Annotated in this window: 16 protein-coding genes and 2 pseudogenes; 16 read left to right on the top strand and 2 right to left on the bottom strand. The window is 70.4% G+C overall.

Going from position 1 to position 19,402, the window contains the following annotated elements; all coding sequences use genetic code 11:
* The first annotated feature begins 125 nt into the window (after positions 1-125).
* From AB0J78_RS11095 to AB0J78_RS11060, 8 genes are all read left to right on the top strand, one after another.
* Positions 126-1,235: an NDMA-dependent alcohol dehydrogenase gene (locus AB0J78_RS11095; RefSeq protein ID WP_363788667.1), complete on the top strand. Its 1,110-nt coding sequence runs from the start codon at positions 126-128 to the stop codon at positions 1,233-1,235.
* A 93-nt stretch (positions 1,236-1,328) separates the two neighbouring features.
* Positions 1,329-2,282: a TIGR03560 family F420-dependent LLM class oxidoreductase gene (locus AB0J78_RS11090; RefSeq protein WP_363788899.1), complete on the top strand. Its 954-nt coding sequence runs from the start codon at positions 1,329-1,331 to the stop codon at positions 2,280-2,282.
* A complete protein-coding gene (locus AB0J78_RS11085) occupies positions 2,279-3,433 on the top strand; it encodes an NDMA-dependent alcohol dehydrogenase (protein ID WP_363788665.1) in 1,155 nt (384 codons plus the stop codon). The genes AB0J78_RS11090 and AB0J78_RS11085 overlap by 4 nt, the downstream gene beginning before the upstream one ends.
* 17 nt (positions 3,434-3,450) lie before the next feature.
* Entirely contained in the window at positions 3,451-4,740 is a 1,290-nt protein-coding gene (locus tag AB0J78_RS11080; RefSeq protein ID WP_363788664.1) for an AMP-binding protein, read from the top strand.
* An 11-nt stretch (positions 4,741-4,751) separates the two neighbouring features.
* On the top strand, positions 4,752-5,297 hold the full coding sequence (locus tag AB0J78_RS11075) for a UGSC family (seleno)protein (protein ID WP_363788662.1): 546 nt from the start codon (positions 4,752-4,754) through the stop codon (positions 5,295-5,297).
* Complete coding sequence (locus AB0J78_RS11070) at positions 5,294-6,361, top strand: hypothetical protein (protein WP_363788660.1); 1,068 nt, start codon at positions 5,294-5,296, stop codon at positions 6,359-6,361. Before AB0J78_RS11075 ends, AB0J78_RS11070 begins: the two co-directional genes overlap by 4 nt.
* A complete protein-coding gene (locus tag AB0J78_RS11065) occupies positions 6,358-7,464 on the top strand; it encodes an alcohol dehydrogenase catalytic domain-containing protein (protein ID WP_363788659.1) in 1,107 nt (368 codons plus the stop codon). Before AB0J78_RS11070 ends, AB0J78_RS11065 begins: the two co-directional genes overlap by 4 nt.
* 18 nt (positions 7,465-7,482) lie before the next feature.
* Complete coding sequence (locus AB0J78_RS11060; RefSeq protein WP_363788658.1) at positions 7,483-8,487, top strand: amidohydrolase family protein; 1,005 nt, start codon at positions 7,483-7,485, stop codon at positions 8,485-8,487.
* 63 nt (positions 8,488-8,550) lie between these two features.
* Here the strand turns inward: AB0J78_RS11060 and AB0J78_RS11055 are convergent, their stop codons facing one another.
* Positions 8,551-10,053: an alpha/beta hydrolase gene (locus AB0J78_RS11055; RefSeq protein WP_363788657.1), complete on the bottom strand. Its 1,503-nt coding sequence runs from the start codon at positions 10,051-10,053 to the stop codon at positions 8,551-8,553.
* A 268-nt stretch (positions 10,054-10,321) separates the two neighbouring features.
* On the opposite strand from AB0J78_RS11055, the pseudogene AB0J78_RS11050 reads away from it, so the two are divergent.
* The 3 genes and pseudogenes from AB0J78_RS11050 to AB0J78_RS11040 all read left to right on the top strand — a co-directional run.
* Positions 10,322-11,236 (top strand): annotated as a pseudogene (locus AB0J78_RS11050) (IS481 family transposase); the annotation flags it as partial.
* A gap of 117 nt (positions 11,237-11,353) precedes the next feature.
* A complete protein-coding gene (locus AB0J78_RS11045) occupies positions 11,354-12,496 on the top strand; it encodes an IS30 family transposase (protein ID WP_363788655.1) in 1,143 nt (380 codons plus the stop codon).
* Between the two features lie 7 nt (positions 12,497-12,503).
* A pseudogene (locus AB0J78_RS11040) lies at positions 12,504-12,611 on the top strand (IS481 family transposase); the annotation flags it as partial.
* Here AB0J78_RS11040 and AB0J78_RS11035 read toward each other — a convergent pair.
* Entirely contained in the window at positions 12,608-13,426 is an 819-nt protein-coding gene (locus AB0J78_RS11035; RefSeq protein ID WP_363788654.1) for an IclR family transcriptional regulator, read from the bottom strand. The pseudogene AB0J78_RS11040 and the gene AB0J78_RS11035 sit on opposite strands and share 4 nt — an antisense overlap.
* Before the next feature lie 458 nt (positions 13,427-13,884).
* On the opposite strand from AB0J78_RS11035, the gene AB0J78_RS11030 reads away from it, so the two are divergent.
* From AB0J78_RS11030 to AB0J78_RS11010, 5 genes are read left to right on the top strand one after another with little or no spacing between them, the layout of a single operon-like run.
* The gene (locus AB0J78_RS11030) at positions 13,885-15,516 is read left to right on the top strand and encodes an ABC transporter substrate-binding protein (RefSeq protein WP_363788653.1); all 1,632 of its coding nucleotides are present in this window, start codon (positions 13,885-13,887) and stop codon (positions 15,514-15,516) included.
* Positions 15,513-16,520, top strand: a complete 1,008-nt coding sequence (locus AB0J78_RS11025) for an ABC transporter permease (protein ID WP_363788652.1) — start codon at positions 15,513-15,515, stop codon at positions 16,518-16,520. The genes AB0J78_RS11030 and AB0J78_RS11025 overlap by 4 nt, the downstream gene beginning before the upstream one ends.
* Positions 16,507-17,349: an ABC transporter permease gene (locus tag AB0J78_RS11020; RefSeq protein ID WP_363788651.1), complete on the top strand. Its 843-nt coding sequence runs from the start codon at positions 16,507-16,509 to the stop codon at positions 17,347-17,349. The genes AB0J78_RS11025 and AB0J78_RS11020 overlap by 14 nt, the downstream gene beginning before the upstream one ends.
* Positions 17,346-18,386, top strand: coding sequence for an ABC transporter ATP-binding protein (locus AB0J78_RS11015; protein WP_363788649.1), 1,041 nt, complete (start codon positions 17,346-17,348; stop codon positions 18,384-18,386). Before AB0J78_RS11020 ends, AB0J78_RS11015 begins: the two co-directional genes overlap by 4 nt.
* On the top strand, positions 18,383-19,402 hold the full coding sequence (locus tag AB0J78_RS11010; RefSeq protein WP_363788647.1) for an oligopeptide/dipeptide ABC transporter ATP-binding protein: 1,020 nt from the start codon (positions 18,383-18,385) through the stop codon (positions 19,400-19,402). The genes AB0J78_RS11015 and AB0J78_RS11010 overlap by 4 nt, the downstream gene beginning before the upstream one ends.

Here is a 19,402-nt window from a genome sequence, read left to right as displayed (position 1 = left end):
CGGTGTCGCCCAGCCGGGGCGGCCGGGGGCATCGTGAAACGCGTTGCGGGTGAGCGCGTTCGCCGGTCCAGGACCGCGAGGCCCCCGCGGATGTGCCGTGCCGATCGTCCAGGAACGAGGCCCACATGAGCATGACCACGCGTGCCGCCATCTGCCGGGAGCCCGGTCGGCCCTGGGAGATCACCGACGTCGAGCTCGACGAACCGAAGGCGAACGAGGTGCGGGTCCGCTTCCACGCCGCCGGGTTGTGCCACTCCGACGACCACATCCAGAAGGGCGACGCGTTCATGCGCTTCCCCGTGGTCGGCGGGCACGAGGGGGCGGGGGTCGTCGAGGCGGTCGGCGAGGGCGTGACCCGGGTGGCGGTCGGGGACCACGTGGTGTGCTCGTTCATCCCGGCCTGCGGGTCCTGCCGGTACTGCTCGACGGGCCGGCAGAACCTGTGCGACGCCGGGAAGAACGCCTCCACCGGCATGTTCGCCGACGGCACCTTCCGGTTCCACCTCGACGGCGTGGACCTGGGCGGGCTGTGCGTGCTGGGCACCTTCGCCGAGCGCGCGGTGATCTCGGAGTTCTCCTGCATCAAGATCGCCGACGAGATCCCGTTCGACGTCGCCGCCCTGGTCAGCTGCGGGGTGCCCACGGGGTGGGGTTCGGCGGTGCACGCCGCGGGCGTCCGGGCGGGCGAGACCGTGGTGATCTACGGGGCCGGGGGAGTGGGCAGCAACGCGGTGCAGGGCGCGCGTTTCGCGGGGGCGAAGAACGTCGTGGTGGTGGATCCGGTGGAGTTCAAGCGGGACATGGCGAAGGTCTTCGGCGCCACCCACACGTTCTCCGACGCCGCATCGGCGCACGAGTTCGTCGTGGAGACCACCTGGGGAGAGCTGGCCGACCACGCCATCATCACCGTCGGCGTGCTGCACGACGCCGTCATCGACTCCGCGTTGCAGGTCGTCGGCAAGAGCGGGCAGGTCACCATCACCGCCGTCGGCAACGGCAGCATCGACGCCCCCGCCGGGATGTTCATCGGCTACCAGCGACGCGTGCAGGGCGCCATCTTCGGCGGCTGCAACCCGCTGCACGACGTCCCGCGCCTGCTGGGCCTCTACCAGTCCGGGGACCTCAAGCTCGACGAGCTCATCACCCGCAGGTACTGGCTGGACGAGGTCAACCAGGGATACCAGGACATGTTGGACGGCAAGAACGTTCGCGGCGTCGTCGTCCACGAGCAGTGACCCCCGCTAGGAGCAGATCGATGACGAGTGCTGTGGCGGACCTCCGGCTGAAGGCGGTGGCGCTCCTTGGCGCCGCGTGAGAGCGGGGTCCGGATGCGGGTGCTCATGGAGCCCCGCCACGGAGCGCGCTACGCCGAGGTCCTCGCGCTGGCGCGCGCCACCGAGAACGCCGGGTTCGAGGCGTTCTTCCGATCCGACCACCTCCTCGGCGTCGACCCGGACGATCCCGAGTACCGGCCCACCGACTGCTGGACCACGCTCGCCGGGCTGGCCCGCGAGACCAGCCGGATCCGGCTCGGGTCGCTGGTCACCGCCAGCACCTTCCGGCCGCCGGGACTGCTGGCCACCATCGTCGCCACCGTAGACGAGATGAGCGGCGGCCGGGTCGAACTCGGCATCGGAACCGGCTGGTACGGACGGGAACACGATGCCTTCGGCCTCGAATTCCCCACCACCCGGGAGCGGTTCGACAGGCTCGAAGAGGTGCTGGCCGTCCTCACCGGACTGTGGTCCACCGAAACCGGTGCGGCTCCCGGCTTCTCCTTCGAAGGCGAGCACTTCCGCATCGACGACAACAGGACGCCGCCCCGTCCGACGCAGCTGCCGGGCCCGCCGATCATCATCGGCGGTGCCGGACCGAAGCGGACCCCGGCGATCGCCGCCCGCCACGCCGCCGAGTTCAACGGAGCCCTGGGCGGTGACCTGCGCGAGCGCTTCGCGACCTTCGACCGCGCCTGCGAGGCGATCGGCCGCGATCCCGCGAACGCGCGGCACTCGGCGGTGCTGCCGGTCGCCTGCGGCACCACCCGCGCCGACGTCGATCGGCGGGCCGAGGTGATCGGCTCGGAGTTCATGCGCGCCCACGCCGCCATCGGCGCGCCGGACCACCTCGTCGACCGGATCGGCGAGCTCGCCGAGATCGGTGCGGACACCGTCTACCTGCACGTCTACGACATCCACGACCTCGACCAGATCGCCCTGATCGGTGCCGAGGTGCTGCCGCACGTGCCGGTCGCGGCACAGCCGGAAACGGGGGTCACGTCATGACCATCACCACGCGCGCCGCCATCACCACGCGCGCCGCCATCACCACGCGCGCCGCCATCGCCCACCGGCCGCACGAGGGCTGGGAGATCGCCGAACTCGCCCTCGACGAACCCGGATCGCACGAGGTCCGGGTCAAGTTCCACGCCGCCGGGCTCTGCCACTCCGACGACCACATCACGCACGGCGACGCGCCCGTGCGGTTCCCGATCGTCGGCGGCCACGAAGGCGCGGGATTCGTCGAATCGGTGGGCCCTGACGTGCGCCGGGTCAAACCCGGCGATCGCATCGTGTGCTCCTACATCCCCGCCTGCGGCGCCTGCCGGCCGTGCTCGACGGGGCACCAGAACATGTGCGTGAAGGGCCTCAACGCGGGCACCGGCATGTTCCTCGACGGCACCTTCCGGTTCCACCTCGGCGACGAGGACCTCGGCGGTTTCTGCACGCTGGGAACGTTCTCGCAGTACGCGGTGGTGTCGGAGTGGGCGTGCGTGCCGCTCGACGACGACATCCCCTTCGAGATCGGCGCGCTCGTCGGCTGCGGAGTCCCGACCGGGTGGGGTTCGGCGGTGCACGCCGCCGGTGTTCGCGCCGGGCAGACCGTGGTGATCTACGGCGCCGGGGGAGTGGGCAGCAACGCGGTGCAGGGCGCCCGCTACGCCGGGGCGAAGAACGTCGTCGTGGTGGACCCGGTGGAGTTCAAGCGGGACATGGCGAAGGTCTTCGGCGCCACCCACACCTTCGCCGACGCCGCCTCCGCGCACGACTTCGTCGTCGAGACGACCTGGGGACAGCTCGCCGACCACGCCATCTGCACGCCCGGGGTGCTCTCCGAAGAGGTCGTCAACTCCGCGGTGCAGGTCGTCGGCAAGGGCGGCAAGGTCACCATCACCGCCGTCGGCAAGCTCGGCGAGAACACCGTGCACGTGCACGCGGGCAACACCATCAGCTACCAGCGCCAGATCCGCGGCGCCCTGTTCGGCGACTCCAACCCGCTCCACGACATCCCCCGGCTGCTCGGGCTCTACCGCTGCGGCGATCTCAAGCTCGACGAGCTGGTCACCCGCAAGTACCGGCTGGATCAGATCAACGACGCCTACCAGGACATGGCCGACGGCAAGAACATCCGCGGCGTCGTCGTCCACGAGTCCTGAGCCACCGGAGGATCACCTTGGTCACGCCGAGCTTCGTCGCGCCGGACGATCGCGACGCCGTGTTCGACCTGCTCCGCGCCCAGCTCGACGGGCTGCCGGCGCGCTCCGCCTTCTACGCCGAGAAGTTCGCCGAGCACGGCATCACCCCGGCCGCGTTCGACTCGCTCGAAGACCTGGCCAAGTTCCCGTTCACCACCAAACCGATGCTGCGCGAATCCCAGTCCGCCAGACCGCCGCTCGGCGAGCACGCCGCGGCGGAGCTGGCCGACGTGGTGCGCGTGCACGCCTCCACCGGCACCACCGGCAGGCCCAGCTGGGTGGGCGTGACGCGGCGAGATGCCGCGGCCTGGACCGAGATGGTCGCCCGCGCCTTCCGCACCATGGGTGCCACCAGCGACGACGTCGTGGTGCACGCGGCCGGGCTGACCCTGTTCGTCGGCGGGCTCCCGGTGCGCGACGCGTTCGAGCGGATCGGTTCGACGTTCATCCCCATCGGAACCGGGGCGTCGGAGAAGGTCGTGCAGGCCATGGAAACCCTCGGCGTCACCGCCCTGCACTCCACCCCGTCCTACGCCCGCTACCTCGCCGAGCACCTGCGGGCGCGCGGGCGCGATCCGAGGGAGTTCGGGCTGCGCAGGATCTTCGTCGGCGGCGAACCCGGCGGGGGAGAGCCCGCGTTCCGCGAGCACGTCGAGCGGGAGTGGGGTGCGCCGGTCACCGAAGGTCTCGGCAACGCCGACATGGCCCCGGTCCTGTTCGGCGAACGCCCCGGCACCGGCGGCATGCGCTTCACCGGTGGCCGGCACGTGCTCGTCGAACTCGTCGATCCCGACAGCGGCGCGGTGGTCGTGCCGGAGACCGGTGCGCGCGGCGAGCTCGTCTACACCTCGGTGGACCGGGAGTGCTGCCCGCTGGTGCGGTTCCGCACCGGAGACCGGGTGGTGGTCACCGGTGTCGCCGACGACGGGATGCCGCTGATCCGCTGCTTCGGCCGGACCGACGACATGCTCATCGTGCTCGGCGTCAACGTTTTCCCCTCGGCAATCCGGGATCTGGTGCAGGCCATGCACCCGCGCACCACCGGAGCCATCCAGGTCGTGCTGCCCGAAGCCGGGCCGCGCGTCGAACCACCGCTGCGCGTGCAGGTCGAACGCGGCGAGCAGGCCGGCGACCTGGCCGAACTGACCACCCGCATCGAGGAAGCGATCCGCACGCGCCTGTCGGTGCGCGCCGAGGTGGACCTGGTGCCGCCGGGCTCCCTCGAACGTTCCGAGATGAAGACCCGGCTCACCCGGATCGCGAGCTGAGAGGAGCCGACGTGCCCAGCAGAATCCTCGACCCCACCGGAGGCGCGACGAACGCCGGAGCGGAGGCGGCGCAGTTCGCCGAACGCCCTGCCGGTCTCGTCGGCGCCAGGGTGGGCTTGCTGGAGAACACCAAGCAGAACGCCGACCTGATGCTGCGCGAGCTCGCCGAGCTGCTGTGCACCGAGCACGGCGCGGCCGGTGTCGAAGTCCTGCGCACCAAGCGGGCTTTCGCCCAGCCCGCTCCCGCTGAGCTGATCGCGGAGTTCACCGAGCGCTGCGACGTGGTGATCACCGGCGTGGGCGATTGCGGTTCGTGCAGCGCCTCGGCGGTGGCCGACGGACTGCTGTTCGAGCGGGCCGGGCTGCCCGCGGCGGTGATCTGCAGCGACGCGTTCGTGGCCACCGCGGACGCGATGGCCGAGCTGCGCGGCGACCCCGGCTACCGCTACGCCACCACCGCGCATCCGGTCGCGATCCTGACCCCGGACGAGGTGCGGCAGCGCGCCAGCGAGGTGCTGCCCGAGGTCGTGGCGCTGCTGACGAGGGAGGGCTCGTGACCGCGCACGACCCCGACCTGGCCCAGCAGGCCATCGAGCACTGCTACGAGCAGGGCTGGTCAGACGGCTTGCCGCTGGTTCCGGCATCCCAGCCGCTGGTGGACCGGTTCCTGGCCGAGGTCCGGCGCGAACCCGACGAGGTGATCGGTCGGCTGCCGCAGTTCGAGCGGGTCGTGACCGTCGAGCTCGCCGCGATCAACGCCGCGATGGCCGGATGCCTGCCCGAGCACTTCCCGGTGGTGCTGGCCGCCTGGGACGCGCTGATGCGGGAGCGGGCCGCCACCGGTGGCGGCTGGCAGTCCACGAGCGGGCCGGCCCCGCTGATCGTCGTCAACGGGCCGGTGCGCGAACGCCTGGGGTTCAACCGCACCGGTGGAGCGTTCGGGCCGGGCTTCCGCGCCAACGCGACGGTCGCGCGGGCGTTCGGCCTGATCGTGCGCAACGTCTTCGGAGTGCGCCCGCACGTGCTGGAGCAGGCCACCCAGGGGCTGCCGGGGCGCTGGCAGATCTGCCTCGCCGAGAACGAGGAGGAATCCCCCTGGGAACCGCTCGCCGAGGAGGCCGGAGCCCCGGCGGGCTCGTCCGCGGTGTCGGCGACCCTGCTGCGGACCTGCGAGTTCGTCGACAACCGGCACACCGGCGATCCCGAGCAGCTGCTCGCCGACTTCGCCGACACCCTCTCGCGCACCGGGTCCTGGATCTTCCGGCACGCGGGTGCGGGCATCGTGTTCTGCCCCGAGCACGCCCAGCTGCTCGCCGACGCCGGGTTCGGCAAGGCCGAGGTGCGCGCGTGGCTCGCCGAGCGCTGCGGGCGCGAGGTCAGCGACCTCGCCACGGTCGGGAAGGACGGCCTCAGCGACAACGGCGTCCGCCACGCCGACGGCACCAGGCCCGAGGGGTTCGACCGGCTGCTGCCCGGCGACAGCCGCACGCACCTCCCGCTGCTCGTGGCCGGGGCGCGCAACGCCGGGATCTCCATGGTGGTGCGGCTCTTCGGCGAGTGGTCGGGCACGGCGGTGCGGATCGACGACGAGCTTCCACAGCAACGGGGAAGGCAGACATGAGCGAGAAGGTGCGCGCCGCGGTGCAGACCGGGCCGAGGCAGATCGAGATCCGCGAGTTCGACAGGCCGAAGATCGGCGCCGACGACGGGCTGCTGCGCGTGGAGGCCAACGGCATCTGCGGCAGCGACGTCGAGATGTACAAGGGCCACATGACGATGCGCGGCGGGTTCCCGGTCATCCCCGGGCACGAACCGATGGGCATCGTCGAGGAGGTCGGGGACGAGGCCGCGAAGCGGTGGGGTGTGCAGCCCGGCGACCGGGTGGCGCTGGAGGTCATCGTGCCGTGCCGGGCCTGCGGCGACTGCCTGACCGGCCGCTACCAGGGTTGCAAGAACCGCACCATCGGCCACGGCGTCACCGGCGTCGACGTCGCCCCGAGCCTGTGGGGCGGGATGGCCGAACACCTCTACCTGACGCCGAACGCCATCCTCCACAAGATCGACAACACCCTTCCCGCCGAGGTCGCCGCGATGTTCAACCCGCTGGGCGCCGGTGTGCGGTGGGCGGCGAAGCTGGGCGGCATCCAGCTCGGCGACACCGTCGTCGTGCTCGGCGCGGGTCAGCGCGGCATCGCCAGCGTCATCGCGGCCCGCGCGGCGGGCGCGGGCACCATCATCGTCACCGGCCTGGAGTCCGACGCGCACAAGCTGGCGCTGGCCGCGGAGTTCGGCGCCGACCACACGATCACCGTCGACGGGGACGACGCCGAGGACACCGTGCGGCGGGTCACCGAGATCACCGGTGGGGCGATGGCCGACGTGGTCCTGGAGCTCACACCGATGGCTGCGCAACCGGTCACCGACGCCCTGCTGGTGGCCCGGCACGGCGGGCGGGTCGTGCTGGCCGGGTTGAAGGGCAACCGCGAGGTCCCGCTGCGCACGGACCTGATCATCAACCGGGCCCTGCAGGTGTTCGGCGCCTTCGGCGTCGACGCCGAGTCCAACGCCGCGGCCATCCGCCTCATCGAGTCGCGCAGGTTCCCGCTGGAGAAGCTGCACACCCACACATTCGGGCTCGACGACACCGCGCTCGCCGTGGAAACCCTCGCGGGCGAGGTCCCGGGCGAATCCCCGGTGCACGTGTCGGTCCACCCCAACGACTGATCCCGCCGGGAGGAATCCGTGCTGGTCGACGCGCACGCGCACCTGCTGCCCCACGACTACCCGGCCGACGCCCCGGAGTGCTTCCCGCGCATGGAGCCGATCGACGGCGACAGCGCGCGAACCCTGCTGTTCGGCGCGCTGAAGTTCCGCGCCAGGGACGTGTTCTTCGACGCCGAGCGCCGCGTCGAGGCGCAGGACGCCTCCGGGGTGGACCTCGAAGTGCTCAGCCCGATGCCACCGCTGCTGCGCTACGACCTGCCGCCGGCTGACGGCCTGTCGCTGGCGCGGCACGTCAACGAGTTCACCGCGTCCCTGTGCCGAACCCACCCGCAGCGCCTGCTGGGCTTGGGGATGGTTCCGCTGCAGGACCCGGAATCGGCTGCCACCGAGCTCACCGCCATCCGGGGCCAGGGTCTGAGCGGAGTGGAGATCGCCTCCAACATCGCGGGCGAATCCATCGGCGACGAGCGGTTCCTGCCGTTCTTCGCCGAGGCCGAACGGCTCGGGCTGGCGGTGTTCGTGCACGCCATGCCCACCGCCACCAACCGCCTCCCGCCCGCGGCCATGGGGACCTACGTGGTGGGCGTGGAAGGAGCGCTGGCGGCGTCGTCGATGGTCGTGGGCGGTACCGCCGCCCAGTGCCCGGACCTGCGCATCGCCTTCAGCCACGCCGCGGGCGGCTACCCGCTGATGCTGCCGCGCGCCCAGTACTTCTGGGGCGGTTCGTGGAACGAGGAACCCGTCGACCTCGACCGCGCCGTGGCACCCGACGACGGCCCGTCACCGCTGGACCTGGCGCGGCGGTTCTACTACGACTCCCTGGTCTTCGACCACCGCGCGATCCGCTACCTCGTCGACCTCCTCGGTGCCGACCGCCTCCTGGTCGGCTCGGACTTCCCGGCCATGCCCCGCGAGGACCCCGCTGCCCGGACGCTGCGCGCGATGGACCTGCCGCCGGAAGCCCTGCGCCGGATCACCGGCGAGAACGCCTTCGCCTGGCTCGGAATCGACCCGCCGGGATGACCTAGGAGCTGGTCGAGAAACGTGGAGCCGCTGTTGGGACGCCGCCCGCGGGGCGGTACCGGGTCAGCGCCCGACGGCCATCGGGGACATCGGCGCACCGCCCTGCTGCTCCGGCGGTACCGCCGGGCAATGCGTGTCCGGCTTCGGCATGGTCAGGTCGACCAGGTACCGGTCGGCGGCCCGCACGGTGCACTCATTGCGGTCGTACACCCCGTGACCCCAACCGTCGTAGGTCAGCAGCTCGGCGCTGTCGACCTGACGGTCCACGTTGGTCGCCCAGTTGTAGCCGCTCGTCGGATCGTGCAACGCGTTCATGATCAGCACCGGTGCTGCTCCGGTCAGCCTCGGCTCATGCTGCGGGTTCTTGGTCTCCGCCGGCCAGTTGGCGCACAGCGGGACGAACTTCCACAGCATGCTGTAACGCAGCTGCGGCGCGGCATCCTCCTGCGCGTCCCACAACTCCTGGAAGCGTTGCGCGGAGTCGATGCGCGTGTTCCAGTCCGCGCAGAACAGAGCCGTTTCGTCGGGAATCGCCTCCTGCTCGTCGAGGAGGTCTGCTCGGTCGCGCGCTGCCACGTCCGCGGCGCCCCCGTCCCGGAGCCGCTTCAACTCCGTGGCCATCGCGGGCCAGACCGGGGCATAGGCCCCACGGGTCATGATCTCGCTCAGCGCGGTCGGGGTCATCTTCTCGTTCGAGCCGGGCCTGTTCAGCTCACCGCGCCTCGCGCGCTCGTACAAGGTGTCGAACAGCGCGGGAACATCCTCGTCGTGCAGCGCGCACGATTGGGTTTCCGCGCACCACTTCACGAACTCGTTGAAGCTGTCCTCCGCCGAGGCCGCCCCGGTGGTCACGAACTCCTCGGTGCTGAGGCTGTGATCCACCACGCTGTCCAGCAGCAGAGCACGAACCCGGTTCGGGAATCGCTCGGCGTACATCTGACCGGTCAACGTCCCGTAGGAGAAGCCGAAAAGACTGATCCGCTCCTCCGCGAGGCCCGCCCGGAGGGCGTCGACGTCGTTGGCCACGCTCGCGGTGTCCAGGTTGTCCAGCAGCGCACCGCTGTGCTGCCGGCAGCTGTCCCCGAGCTGCTTGACGTACCCTCGGACGCTTTCGAATTGTTCAGGCGTGCCGTCCGGAACGAACTCCGGCATGTCGTCGAGCAGCTCCAGATCGCATCGCACGCCCGCGCTGCGGGCGGCACCGCGCGCGTCGAAGCTGACGACGTCGAACTTGGAGGTGATCTCGGGCGAGAACGGGACCGCGTTGAGCACGGTCGAGACGCCGGACACGCCCGGCCCGCCTTCCAGGTAGATCAGCGATCCAATTCGTTGTTCCGGGCTGGTGGCCTTGCGTCGGGCGACTGCCATCTGAATGGTCTCGCCGTGCGGCTTCGACCAATCCACCGGCACTTCCACCGCGCCGCACTCGACCTCCGGTCTCTCCGCGCAGGGCTGCCAGTTGATCGGCGGCGCTGGTGGCGAGGCGGGCTCGGCGAACACCGGTGCCGCTACCAGCGTGCTCGCGAGCGCTATCGCGCTGACGATGGACAGAACTCGTCGACTCATGTGACTCCTCCGGTTCCCCTCGGGGCCAGCATGGCCGGAGAAGATCGCTCGCGGCACCGGGTCATCCCCGGATCGGCCCCCTAGGGGGTTCGGGAATTGGTCCAGGTGAGGTCGCCGAGTCAGATGTCGGTGGTTGCGGACCAGCTCCTAGGTGTAGTGCCTCGGGAGGTTGTGTACGGGACACGGGGCGGATGATCTTGGAATGAGTGAGGACCTCCGGGTTCGGTGTGGATCACCACATCACACGCCGAACACGCAGGAGGTCCTCGTGTGTCACCGTAACGCCCCGTTGACCGAGACGGGCAGGCTGCGCCTGGCCCGGTGTGTCGTGGAGGACGGGTGGGTGCTGCGGCGGGCCGCGGAGCGGTTTCAGGTGTCGGTGACCTGCGCCAAACGGTGGGCTGATCGCTATCGGGTCCACGGCGAAGCCGGCATGGTCGACCGGTCCAGCCGGCCGTGGCACAGTCCGCGCCGCACACCGACGCGCATGGAACGGCGGGTCATCAAGGTCCGTGTGCTGCGCAGGTGGGGGCCAGCACGGATCGCCGGGCTGCTGGGCCTGAACCCGTCCACGGTGCACCGGGTACTCACCCGCTACAACATCGCTCGCCTGAGGCACCTGGACCGGGCCACTGGCCGGGTCGTGCGCCGTTACGAGCGCGCCACGCCGGGCGAGTTGGTGCATGTGGACATCAAGAAGCTGGGCAACATTCCCGACGGAGGCGGGCACCGGACCGTGGGCCGCCAGGCCGGGAAACGCCATCGAACCCGCACGCCGGGCAAGACACTCGACCGCAACGGCAGCAGTCATGTGGGCTACAGCTACCTGCACAACGCCGTAGACGATCACTCCAGGCTGGCCTACAGCGAAATCCTGCCCGACGAACGCAAAGAGACCGCGGTCGCGTTCTGGCGACGAGCCCAGACCTTCTTCAGCACCTACGGAATCACCGTCGAACGAGTCCTGACCGACAACGGCGCCTGCTACAAGTCGCGCGTCTGGAAAGACACCCTCGCCGGAGCCGGAATCACGCACAAACGCACACGTCCCTACCGGCCCCAGACCAACGGGAAAGTCGAGCGCTACAACCGCACCCTGCTCGACGAATGGGCCTACGACCGCCCCTACGACTCCGAGACCCAACGCCGTGCCGCCTTGCCCACCTGGCTGCACTTCTACAACGGGGCGTTCTAGGGGTGGTCGCAACACCCGTATTTTCAGGGAGTTGCTGTGGTTCCACCTAAGCCCCCCGGGGCATCGGGTCCGTTGACCGAGAAGCGTGATCACTACCTTCGCCTCATGGCGATGGGAATGAACAACTCGGAGGCGTGCCGGACGGTCGGCGTCTCGCGCGGCACCGGCATCCGGTGGCGGTTCGGCCGCACAGTGATCGGCCATGACGGGTCGAAGCGCGTCTACGCTCCGATCACGCCGGCCATTGAGATCTCCGACCGATTCCTGTCCGAGGATGAGCGGGTCACGATCGCGGATCGCCGTGCCACAGGACTCGGCATTCGTGCCATAGCGACCGAACTGGGCCGCAGCCCCTCGACCATCAGCCGCGAAATTCGCCGCAACTGCGACCCACAGACCGGCAAGTATCACCCCTACCGGGCTCAACAGCGTGCGCGGGAACGCCGCGCGCGGCCCGCCCTCGGCAAGCTGGCCACAGATCACGAGCTGCGCGAGTTCGTCCAGCACTGTCTGCGATCACGATGGAGTCCGCAGCAGATCGCCTGCATGCTGCCAGAGCTCTTCCCTCACCGGCCGTCGATGCGATTGTGTCACGAGACGATCTATCAAGCTCTGTACTCGTCAGACCACCTACTGACCCGAGTGGCGCTCAAGCACACGCTGCGTAGTAGACGTCTGCGTCGCAAACGGCGCCGACGCGGCCCCCAGCGGGCAACCAAGTTCGTCCAGCCCGGACAGTCGATCACCGATCGGCCGGTGGAGGTCAACGACCGTGCCGTGCCCGGACATTGGGAAGGTGATCTCATCACCGGCAAGAACAATAAGTCGGCGATCGGAACGCTCATCGAGCGCACCACTCGATTCGTGGTTCTGCTGCACCTTCCAGACGGGCACAACGCCAAACAAGTGCGTGACGCTCTCGTCACGCACTTCTCCGCACTGCCGAACAGCTTTCGCCGCAGCCTGACCTGGGACCAAGGTGGGGAGATGGGCCGTCACCAGAAGTTTAGCACCGCCACCGGTGTCCCGGTCTACTTCTGCCAACCAGGCAAGCCCTGGCAACGCGGATCCAACGAGAACGCCAACGGCCTGCTGCGCCAGTACTTCCCGAAGGGAACCGATCTCACAGTCCACACCGCCGAGCACCTGGCAACGGTCGCGGCCGAACTCAACCACCGCCCACGCAAAGGCCTGGGCTGGACCACGCCAGCACAAGCACTCGCTATAGTGACTACCTCAGGGCATTGACCAGCGTCGTTGCGACGATCTCTCGAATTCGCCCAACCACCACCGCGGCCACACCGCACTGGCGGGCCAACCACCCGCCAGCCGCGTACACAACCTCTCAGGTCAGTACACCTAGGGCTGGGGCACCGGGCGGAGGGGGAGCCTCCTGCCGGGGTCGAGGCCGCGGGAGATCGCGCGGGAGGCTTGGGTGAGCAGGGCGGTGAGTTCGCGCGGGCGTGCTCCGGCGGTTTCGACCACGACGCTGATCGAGGCGATGACCTCGCCGCGCGGGCTGTGCACCGGGACCGCCACCACCATGTCCGGCAGCGTGATCTGCCCGCGCGCTACCGCGACACCGGTGTGGCGGATCTGCGCGAGCTTGCGGCGCAGCTCCGCGGGGTCGACCACCGTCAGCGGCGAGAAGCGCTCCAGCGGTGAATCGAGCACCTGCTCCTGCAGATCGGAGTCGGCGAAGGCCAGCAGCACCAGGCCGGTGCCCGTCACGTGCATCGGCCAGCGGTCGCCCACCCGGCTCGACACCGGGTTGCGCACCCTGGCGCGGATCGCCTCGACGTAGACGACCTCGACGCCGTCCCGGACGCCGAGGTGCACGTTGCCGCGCGTGATCTGGTGCAGGTCCTGAAGGTAGGGGAACGCGGCTTCGCGCAGTTCCAGGCCGCGCGGTGCGAGCGCCGACAGCTCCAGCAGGCGCAGCCCCACCGAGTAGCGGCCTTCGTCGTCGCGTTCCAGCGCGCCCCAGCCGAGCAGTTCGCGCACCAGGCGGTGCGCGGTCGGCAGCGTCAGCTCCGCGCGGCGGGAGATCTCGCTGAGCGAGAGGGTCCGGTGCCGCGGGCCGAACGCGTCGAGCACCGCGAGCACCTTGCCGGCCGCGGTGGGCCGGCGATCGGCCGGATCTCCAGCTGTGGTCTCCACTTCCGGTACAACGGTCATCACGCCGACCCCTTTGTCAACGTCGCCAGCTCGGGTCTGTTGCCTCCGCCCCAGTCTTGCCAGCCCGAGCGCGGCATCACAAGGGACGAGGCGCGCTTTCCGCCACCTCCGCCGCAACGACGCACCCGCTCCGGGACAAACGACGTACCAGCGTTGCGGCCATCGGAGGTGCGGATGTCCCGGCGGCCCGTCACCGCCTCCGGATGGTGCGATCGGGAGGTCGTGGGTGCAGTTTCCCTTTCGTCGGGCGGAACCGGCCTGCATCCGGTGGGGCGGGTTGGTGACTCTGTAGCGGCGAGAACGTGAGCGCGGTCACTGCGGAGAACGACGGCGGAAACGTCCGGGAGCCGCCGTGCTCGTGCCGTGCTCGCCCCACCCCGGATCGGCAGCGGCGCCGTTGAACGAGCGCTCCCGCGCCGGTCCGCAACCGAAGCGGGAGTGCTCACGTGAGAAGCAGAATGCGACCGCTGTCAGCCAAGTGGGTTCCGCCGACGAGAGCGTCACTGGTCTCGGCCGCGCTGTCGGTCCTGCTGGTGGCCACCGCGTGCGGCAGCGGCGGCGGAGCCGTGGACGCCCGTCCCTCCGGGCCGCCGCAGCGCGGCGGGGCGATCACCGCGCTGGCCGACGCCAGCTTCGGCGGAGGCTGGCCCACCGGGCTCGACCCGGCCACCAACACCACCGGCGGCGCCAACATCTCCCAGATGTTCGCGATCTACGGTGGCCTGTTCCAGTTGCGCGCCAAGGGCGACGACGGCAGCGGCGCCGAAGTCGTGCCGCACCAGGCCGAGAGCTACGAGCTGCTCGACGGCGGACGCGACGTGCGCATCACCCTGCGCGAGGGCATCCGGTTCTCCGACGGCACGCCGATGGACGCCGAGGCCGTCGCGTTCAACCTGCGCCGCGCGATGAGCTCTCCGTGCACCTGCCGTCCGGCGTGGCCGCTGGCCGACAACGGCGTGACCGTCGAGGACCCGCGCACCGTCATGCTGCACTTCACCCGCCCCTACGGCGCCGCGATCAACAGCATGCCGACCTCCAACACCAACTGGATCGCCTCGCCCACGGCGTTGCGGACCATGGGCGAGGAGGCGTTCAAGATCAAACCGGTCGGTGCGGGCCCGTTCGTCGTGGAGTCCAACAAGCTGTCCTCCGAGCTGGTGCTCAAGCGCAACCCCGGCTACTTCGAACCCGGCCTGCCCTACCTCGACGAGCTGACCTTCAAGTCCATCGGCGGGGACCAGCCCGCCTACCAGGCGTTGCTGTCCGGACAAGCCCAGGCGTACGAGGGCCTCAACACCACGCCGCTGCTGGAGCAGGCGCAGAAGAGCGGCAAGCTGGTCGTCACCGCCCAGCCCCCGACCTCGCCGTACGTGGTGCAGCTCAACACCAAGTCCGCACCGTTCAACGACGAGCGCGCCCGCGAAGCCATCTACGCCGCCACCGATTTCAAGGCCATCTCGCAGGGCCTGTTCCGCGGCCGGTACCCGGTGAGCCAGTCCTTCACCGGCGCAGGCGGGCTGTTCCACCACGAAGCGGTCGAGGGCTACCCGCCCCACGATCCCGCGCGCGCCAAGAAGCTGGTCGAGGAGCTGGGCGGGCTGACCGTCGAGCTGGGCACCCTCGGCAACTACGTGGCACAGCAGGTCATGACCGCGCTGCAGACCCAGTGGCAGCAGGCCGGCATCAAGGTCACCGTGCACGAGTACGAGCTGTCCACGTTGGTCCAGCAGTTCAACTCCGGTCGATGGCAGGCGATGCTGCAGACCGCGGGCGCCTGGGACCCCGCCGCCGGGGTGGGCGTGGGATTCCGGTTCAACTCGGCCTCGCGCTACAGCGGGGTGGCGGACCCGGTGCTCGACGAGCTGCTCAACAACGCCGCCGCCACCGCCGACCCCGCCCAGCGCGACGCGCTCTACCGGCAGGCGGGCCAGCACATCAGCGACCACGCCTACGCCCCGTTCGGCCTGGCCTTCGCCCCGGCGAACCTCGCCGCGGAGGGCGTGCACGGGCCCGGCCTGACCACGAAGATCCCGCCGATGCTGGTCAACAGCGGGGTGCTGTGGGACGAGGTCTGGAGGGAGCGGCCGTGACCGCAGCGGTGGTGAACCGGCCGCGCATCGGGCGGATGGCCTCGTCGCCGAGCCTGCGGCTGATCGGCAAGCGGCTGCTGATGGCCGTGCCGATCCTGCTCGGGGTGAGCGTCCTGACGTTCTGGGTGCTCAACCTGATCCCCGGCAGCGCCGCCCAGCAGCTGCTCGGCGCCGAGGCGACGCCGGAGCAGATCAGGGCGCTGGAACAGCAGCTCGGGCTCGACCAGCCCGCTGCCGTGCGCTACCTGCACTGGCTCGGCGCGGCGGTCACCGGTGATCTCGGGACGTCGTTGGTCAGCGGCCAGCCCGTCACGGGGCTGCTGGGCGGACACCTCGCGGTCAGCGGTGAACTGCTGTTCCTGGCGTTCCTGTTCTCCCTGGGCGCTGCGATCCCGGTGGCGCTGCTGGCCGCGTTCCGCCCCCACGGCTGGTTCGACCGGTTGAGCATGCTGGTGAGCATCACCGGTCTGTCGGTGGCCAACTACGTGCTCGCGCTGCTGCTGGTGCTGGTGTTCGCGGTGAACATGACCGCGTTCCCGGCGATCGGGTTCGTCCCGTTCTCGGAGGGCGTCGGCGGGAACCTGCACTCCCTGGTGCTTCCCGCGCTCGGACTGGGAATCCCGCTGTTCTGCATGTACACCCGGTTCCTGCGCGGCGACCTGGTCGACCAGCTGCGCGGCGAGGACTACATCACCACCGCCCGCGCCAAGGGCATCGGGCCGTGGCGGGTGCTGGTGCTGCACGCCTTCCGGAACTCGGCGTTCGGGCTGATCACCGTGGTCAGCCTGAACCTGGGCACGCTGATCGGCGCGACCGTGATCATCGAGCAGATCTTCGCGCTGCCCGGACTCGGCCAACTGCTGCTGCAGGCCATCAACACCCGCGACTACGTGGTCGTGCAGGCGTGCGTGGTGCTGTTCGCGGTGGTCACCGTGGCGGCGAACCTGATGGCCGACCTGCTCTACGCCGTGCTCGACCCGAGGATCCGCTATGGCAGTCGCTGACACCGTCCCGGTGCGAGGCTCCTGGACCCGCACCCTTCCCATCGCCCTGCCGGCCGCGATCGCCGCGCTCATGATCGGGGCCTGCTTCCTGGGTCCGCTGGTGCTGCCGGTGCCGGCCCCGACCGGCGGCAACGTCCTGGAGTCCTACCTGCCGTCGTTCTCGGCGGGGCACCCGCTGGGAACCGACCCCAACGGCAACGACATCCTCTCCCGGGTCCTGCACGGCGGGCAGGCGTCGCTGACCGTGGCGGTGTCGGTGAACGTGCTGGGCCTGCTGGCAGGCGGAACCCTCGGGGCGCTGTCGGGCCACCTCGGCGGGGTCGGCGACACGATCATCATGCGGGTGCTGGACGTGCTCATCGCGTTCCCGTCGCTGGTGCTGATCCTCGCAGTGGCGCAGAGCCTCGGGCCGAGCCAGACCAACACGATCCTGGCGCTGGCGTTCTTCAGCGTCCCCGCCTTCGCCCGCATCTCGCGCGCGGCGACCCTGCGGCTGCGGGAGCAGCCGTTCATCGCCGCCGCCCAGCTCTGCGGCACACCGGCCTGGCGGATCCTGCTGCGGCACGTCGCGCCCAACATCGTCCCGCAGCTGATCACCTTCGCGATGCTGGGCATGGGGCTGGTCATCGTCATCGAAGGCGCCCTGAGCTTCCTGGGACTGGGCATCCAGGCACCCGCGCCGAGCTGGGGGAACATGATCGCCCAGGGGCAGCAGAGCCTGTCGGCCACGCCGATGCTCGTGGTGTGGCCGTGCCTGGCGCTGTTCGTGACGGTGCTGGCGTTCAACCTGCTCGGCGAAACCCTGCGATCCCGTTGGAGCGGCGAATGACCATCGATCGCGCCACCCGCACCCGTGCGTCCGCCACCGGTGAGCCGGAAACGCCGCCGCCGCTGCTGGAGGTGTCGGACCTGCGGGTGCGCTTCAGCAGGCACGGCAGGCACGTGCACGCCGTCAACGGGCTGTCGTACCGGTTGCAGCCGGGCCGGATGCTGGCGATCGTCGGCGAGTCCGGTTCCGGCAAGAGCGTCAGCGTCCGCTCCCTGATGGGCCTGCTGCCGCCCACGGCGGAGGTCACGGGCTCGGCGCGCTTGGACGGCGTGGAACTGGTCGGCATGCCGGAGAAGGAGATCCGCGCGCATCGCGGTGCCGACATCGCCATGGTGTTCCAGGACCCCGCCCGGTCGCTGAACCCGACGATGCGCATCGGCGACCAGATCACCGAAGGCATCCGTGCCCACACCGACGTCGACCGCACCCGGGCGCGCGAGCGCGCGGTGGAGCTGCTGCGGCTGGTGCGGTTGGCCGCCCCGGAGCAGCGCTTCCACGAGTACCCCCACCAGCTCTCCGGAGGCATGCGGCAGCGGGTCATGATCGCCATCGCGCTCGGTGCCCGGCCGCGGCTGCTCATCGCCGACGAGGCCACCACCTCGCTGGACGTCACCACCCAGGCGCAGATCATGGAACTGCTGCTGGACCTGCAGGAGCGGCTGAACATGGCGGTGATCCTGATCAGCCACGACCTGGGCCTGGCCGCCTCCTACGCCGAGGACGTCATCGTCATGTACGCCGGGAGGGCCGTCGAGCACGCGCCCACGGCGGACCTCTTCGAGCACGTCCGGATGCCCTACACGCGAGCCCTGCTGGGGGCGATCCCGGTGCTGGACCGGCAAGCCCACACCCTCCTGCCGGTCATCCCCGGCCAGCCGCCCGACCTGGCCCGACTGCCCCAGGGCTGCGCGTTCCGCCCGCGCTGCTCCTCGGCCGGCGACCGGTGCGAGGAGCAGCCGCCGTTCGCCGAGCACGAACCCGGGCACTGGTGGGCCTGCTGGCATCCGGTCACCGACGACGAGGAGGCGAGCTCATGACAGCGGTCGAGCACCGGCCGGCGACAGGCCCGGCACGCACCGGCGAACCGCTGCTGCGGGTCCGCAACGTCGTGCAGCAGTTCACCTCCCGGGGAGTCGGGGGAGTCAAGGGCGGCACCGTGCACGCGGTCTCCGACGTGTCCTTCGACCTCCACCCCGGCGAAACGCTCGGCGTGGTGGGAGAAACCGGCTCGGGCAAGTCCACGTTGGCCCGATCGGTCCTGCAGTCGCCCAGACCGAGGTCCGGCGAGGTGGTCTTCCAGGGCACCGACCTGATGACGTTGCGCAGGCGGGCGCTGGTGGAGGCCCGTCGCGAGATGCAGATGGTCTTCCAGGACCCGTTCGGTTCGCTCAACCCGCACTGGCGCGTCACCGAGCTCGTCGAGGAACCCCTGCTCGGCTACGGGATGCGCAGCGCCGGAGCCCGTCGCGAGCGGGTCGGCGAGCTGCTCGACCTCGTCGGGCTCGACCCGGCCGCCTACGGCCGCCGCAGGCCGAAGGAGCTCTCCGGCGGACAGTGCCAGCGGGTCGCGATCGCTCGGGCCATCGCGCTCAACCCCGCGCTGGTGATCTGCGACGAAGCCGTGTCCTCGTTGGACGTGCTCGTGCAGGCCCAGGTGCTCAACCTCTTCGAGCGGCTGCGCCGCGAACTCGGCCTGTCCTACCTGTTCATCTCCCACGACCTCGCGCTGGTCAAGCAGGTCAGCGACCGGGTCGCGGTCATGCACCTCGGGCAGCTCGCCGAGGTCGGGCCCGCCGAGTCGCTCTACCGGCATCCGCACCACCCCTACACCGCCGCGCTGCTGGCCTCCATCCCGGCTCTCGCACCCGGTGCGGGCAGGGCGCGGGGACGTTCGGCGCCGCTGGCCGGGGAACCGCCGTCGCCGCTGGAACCGCCCAGCGGCTGCCGGTTCCGCACCCGGTGCCCGCGAGCCGAAACGCGTTGCGCGCAGGAACGTCCGGTCCTGCGCGAGCACGCGCCCGGACACCTCGCGGCCTGCCACTTCCCGCTGTGA

Source organism: Saccharopolyspora sp. NPDC049426, from assembly GCF_040676935.1.
Lineage (GTDB): Bacteria > Actinomycetota > Actinomycetes > Mycobacteriales > Pseudonocardiaceae > Saccharopolyspora.
The sequence above is the reverse complement of the archived record's forward strand: the minus strand, read 5'-3'. Positions and strand labels throughout refer to the sequence as shown.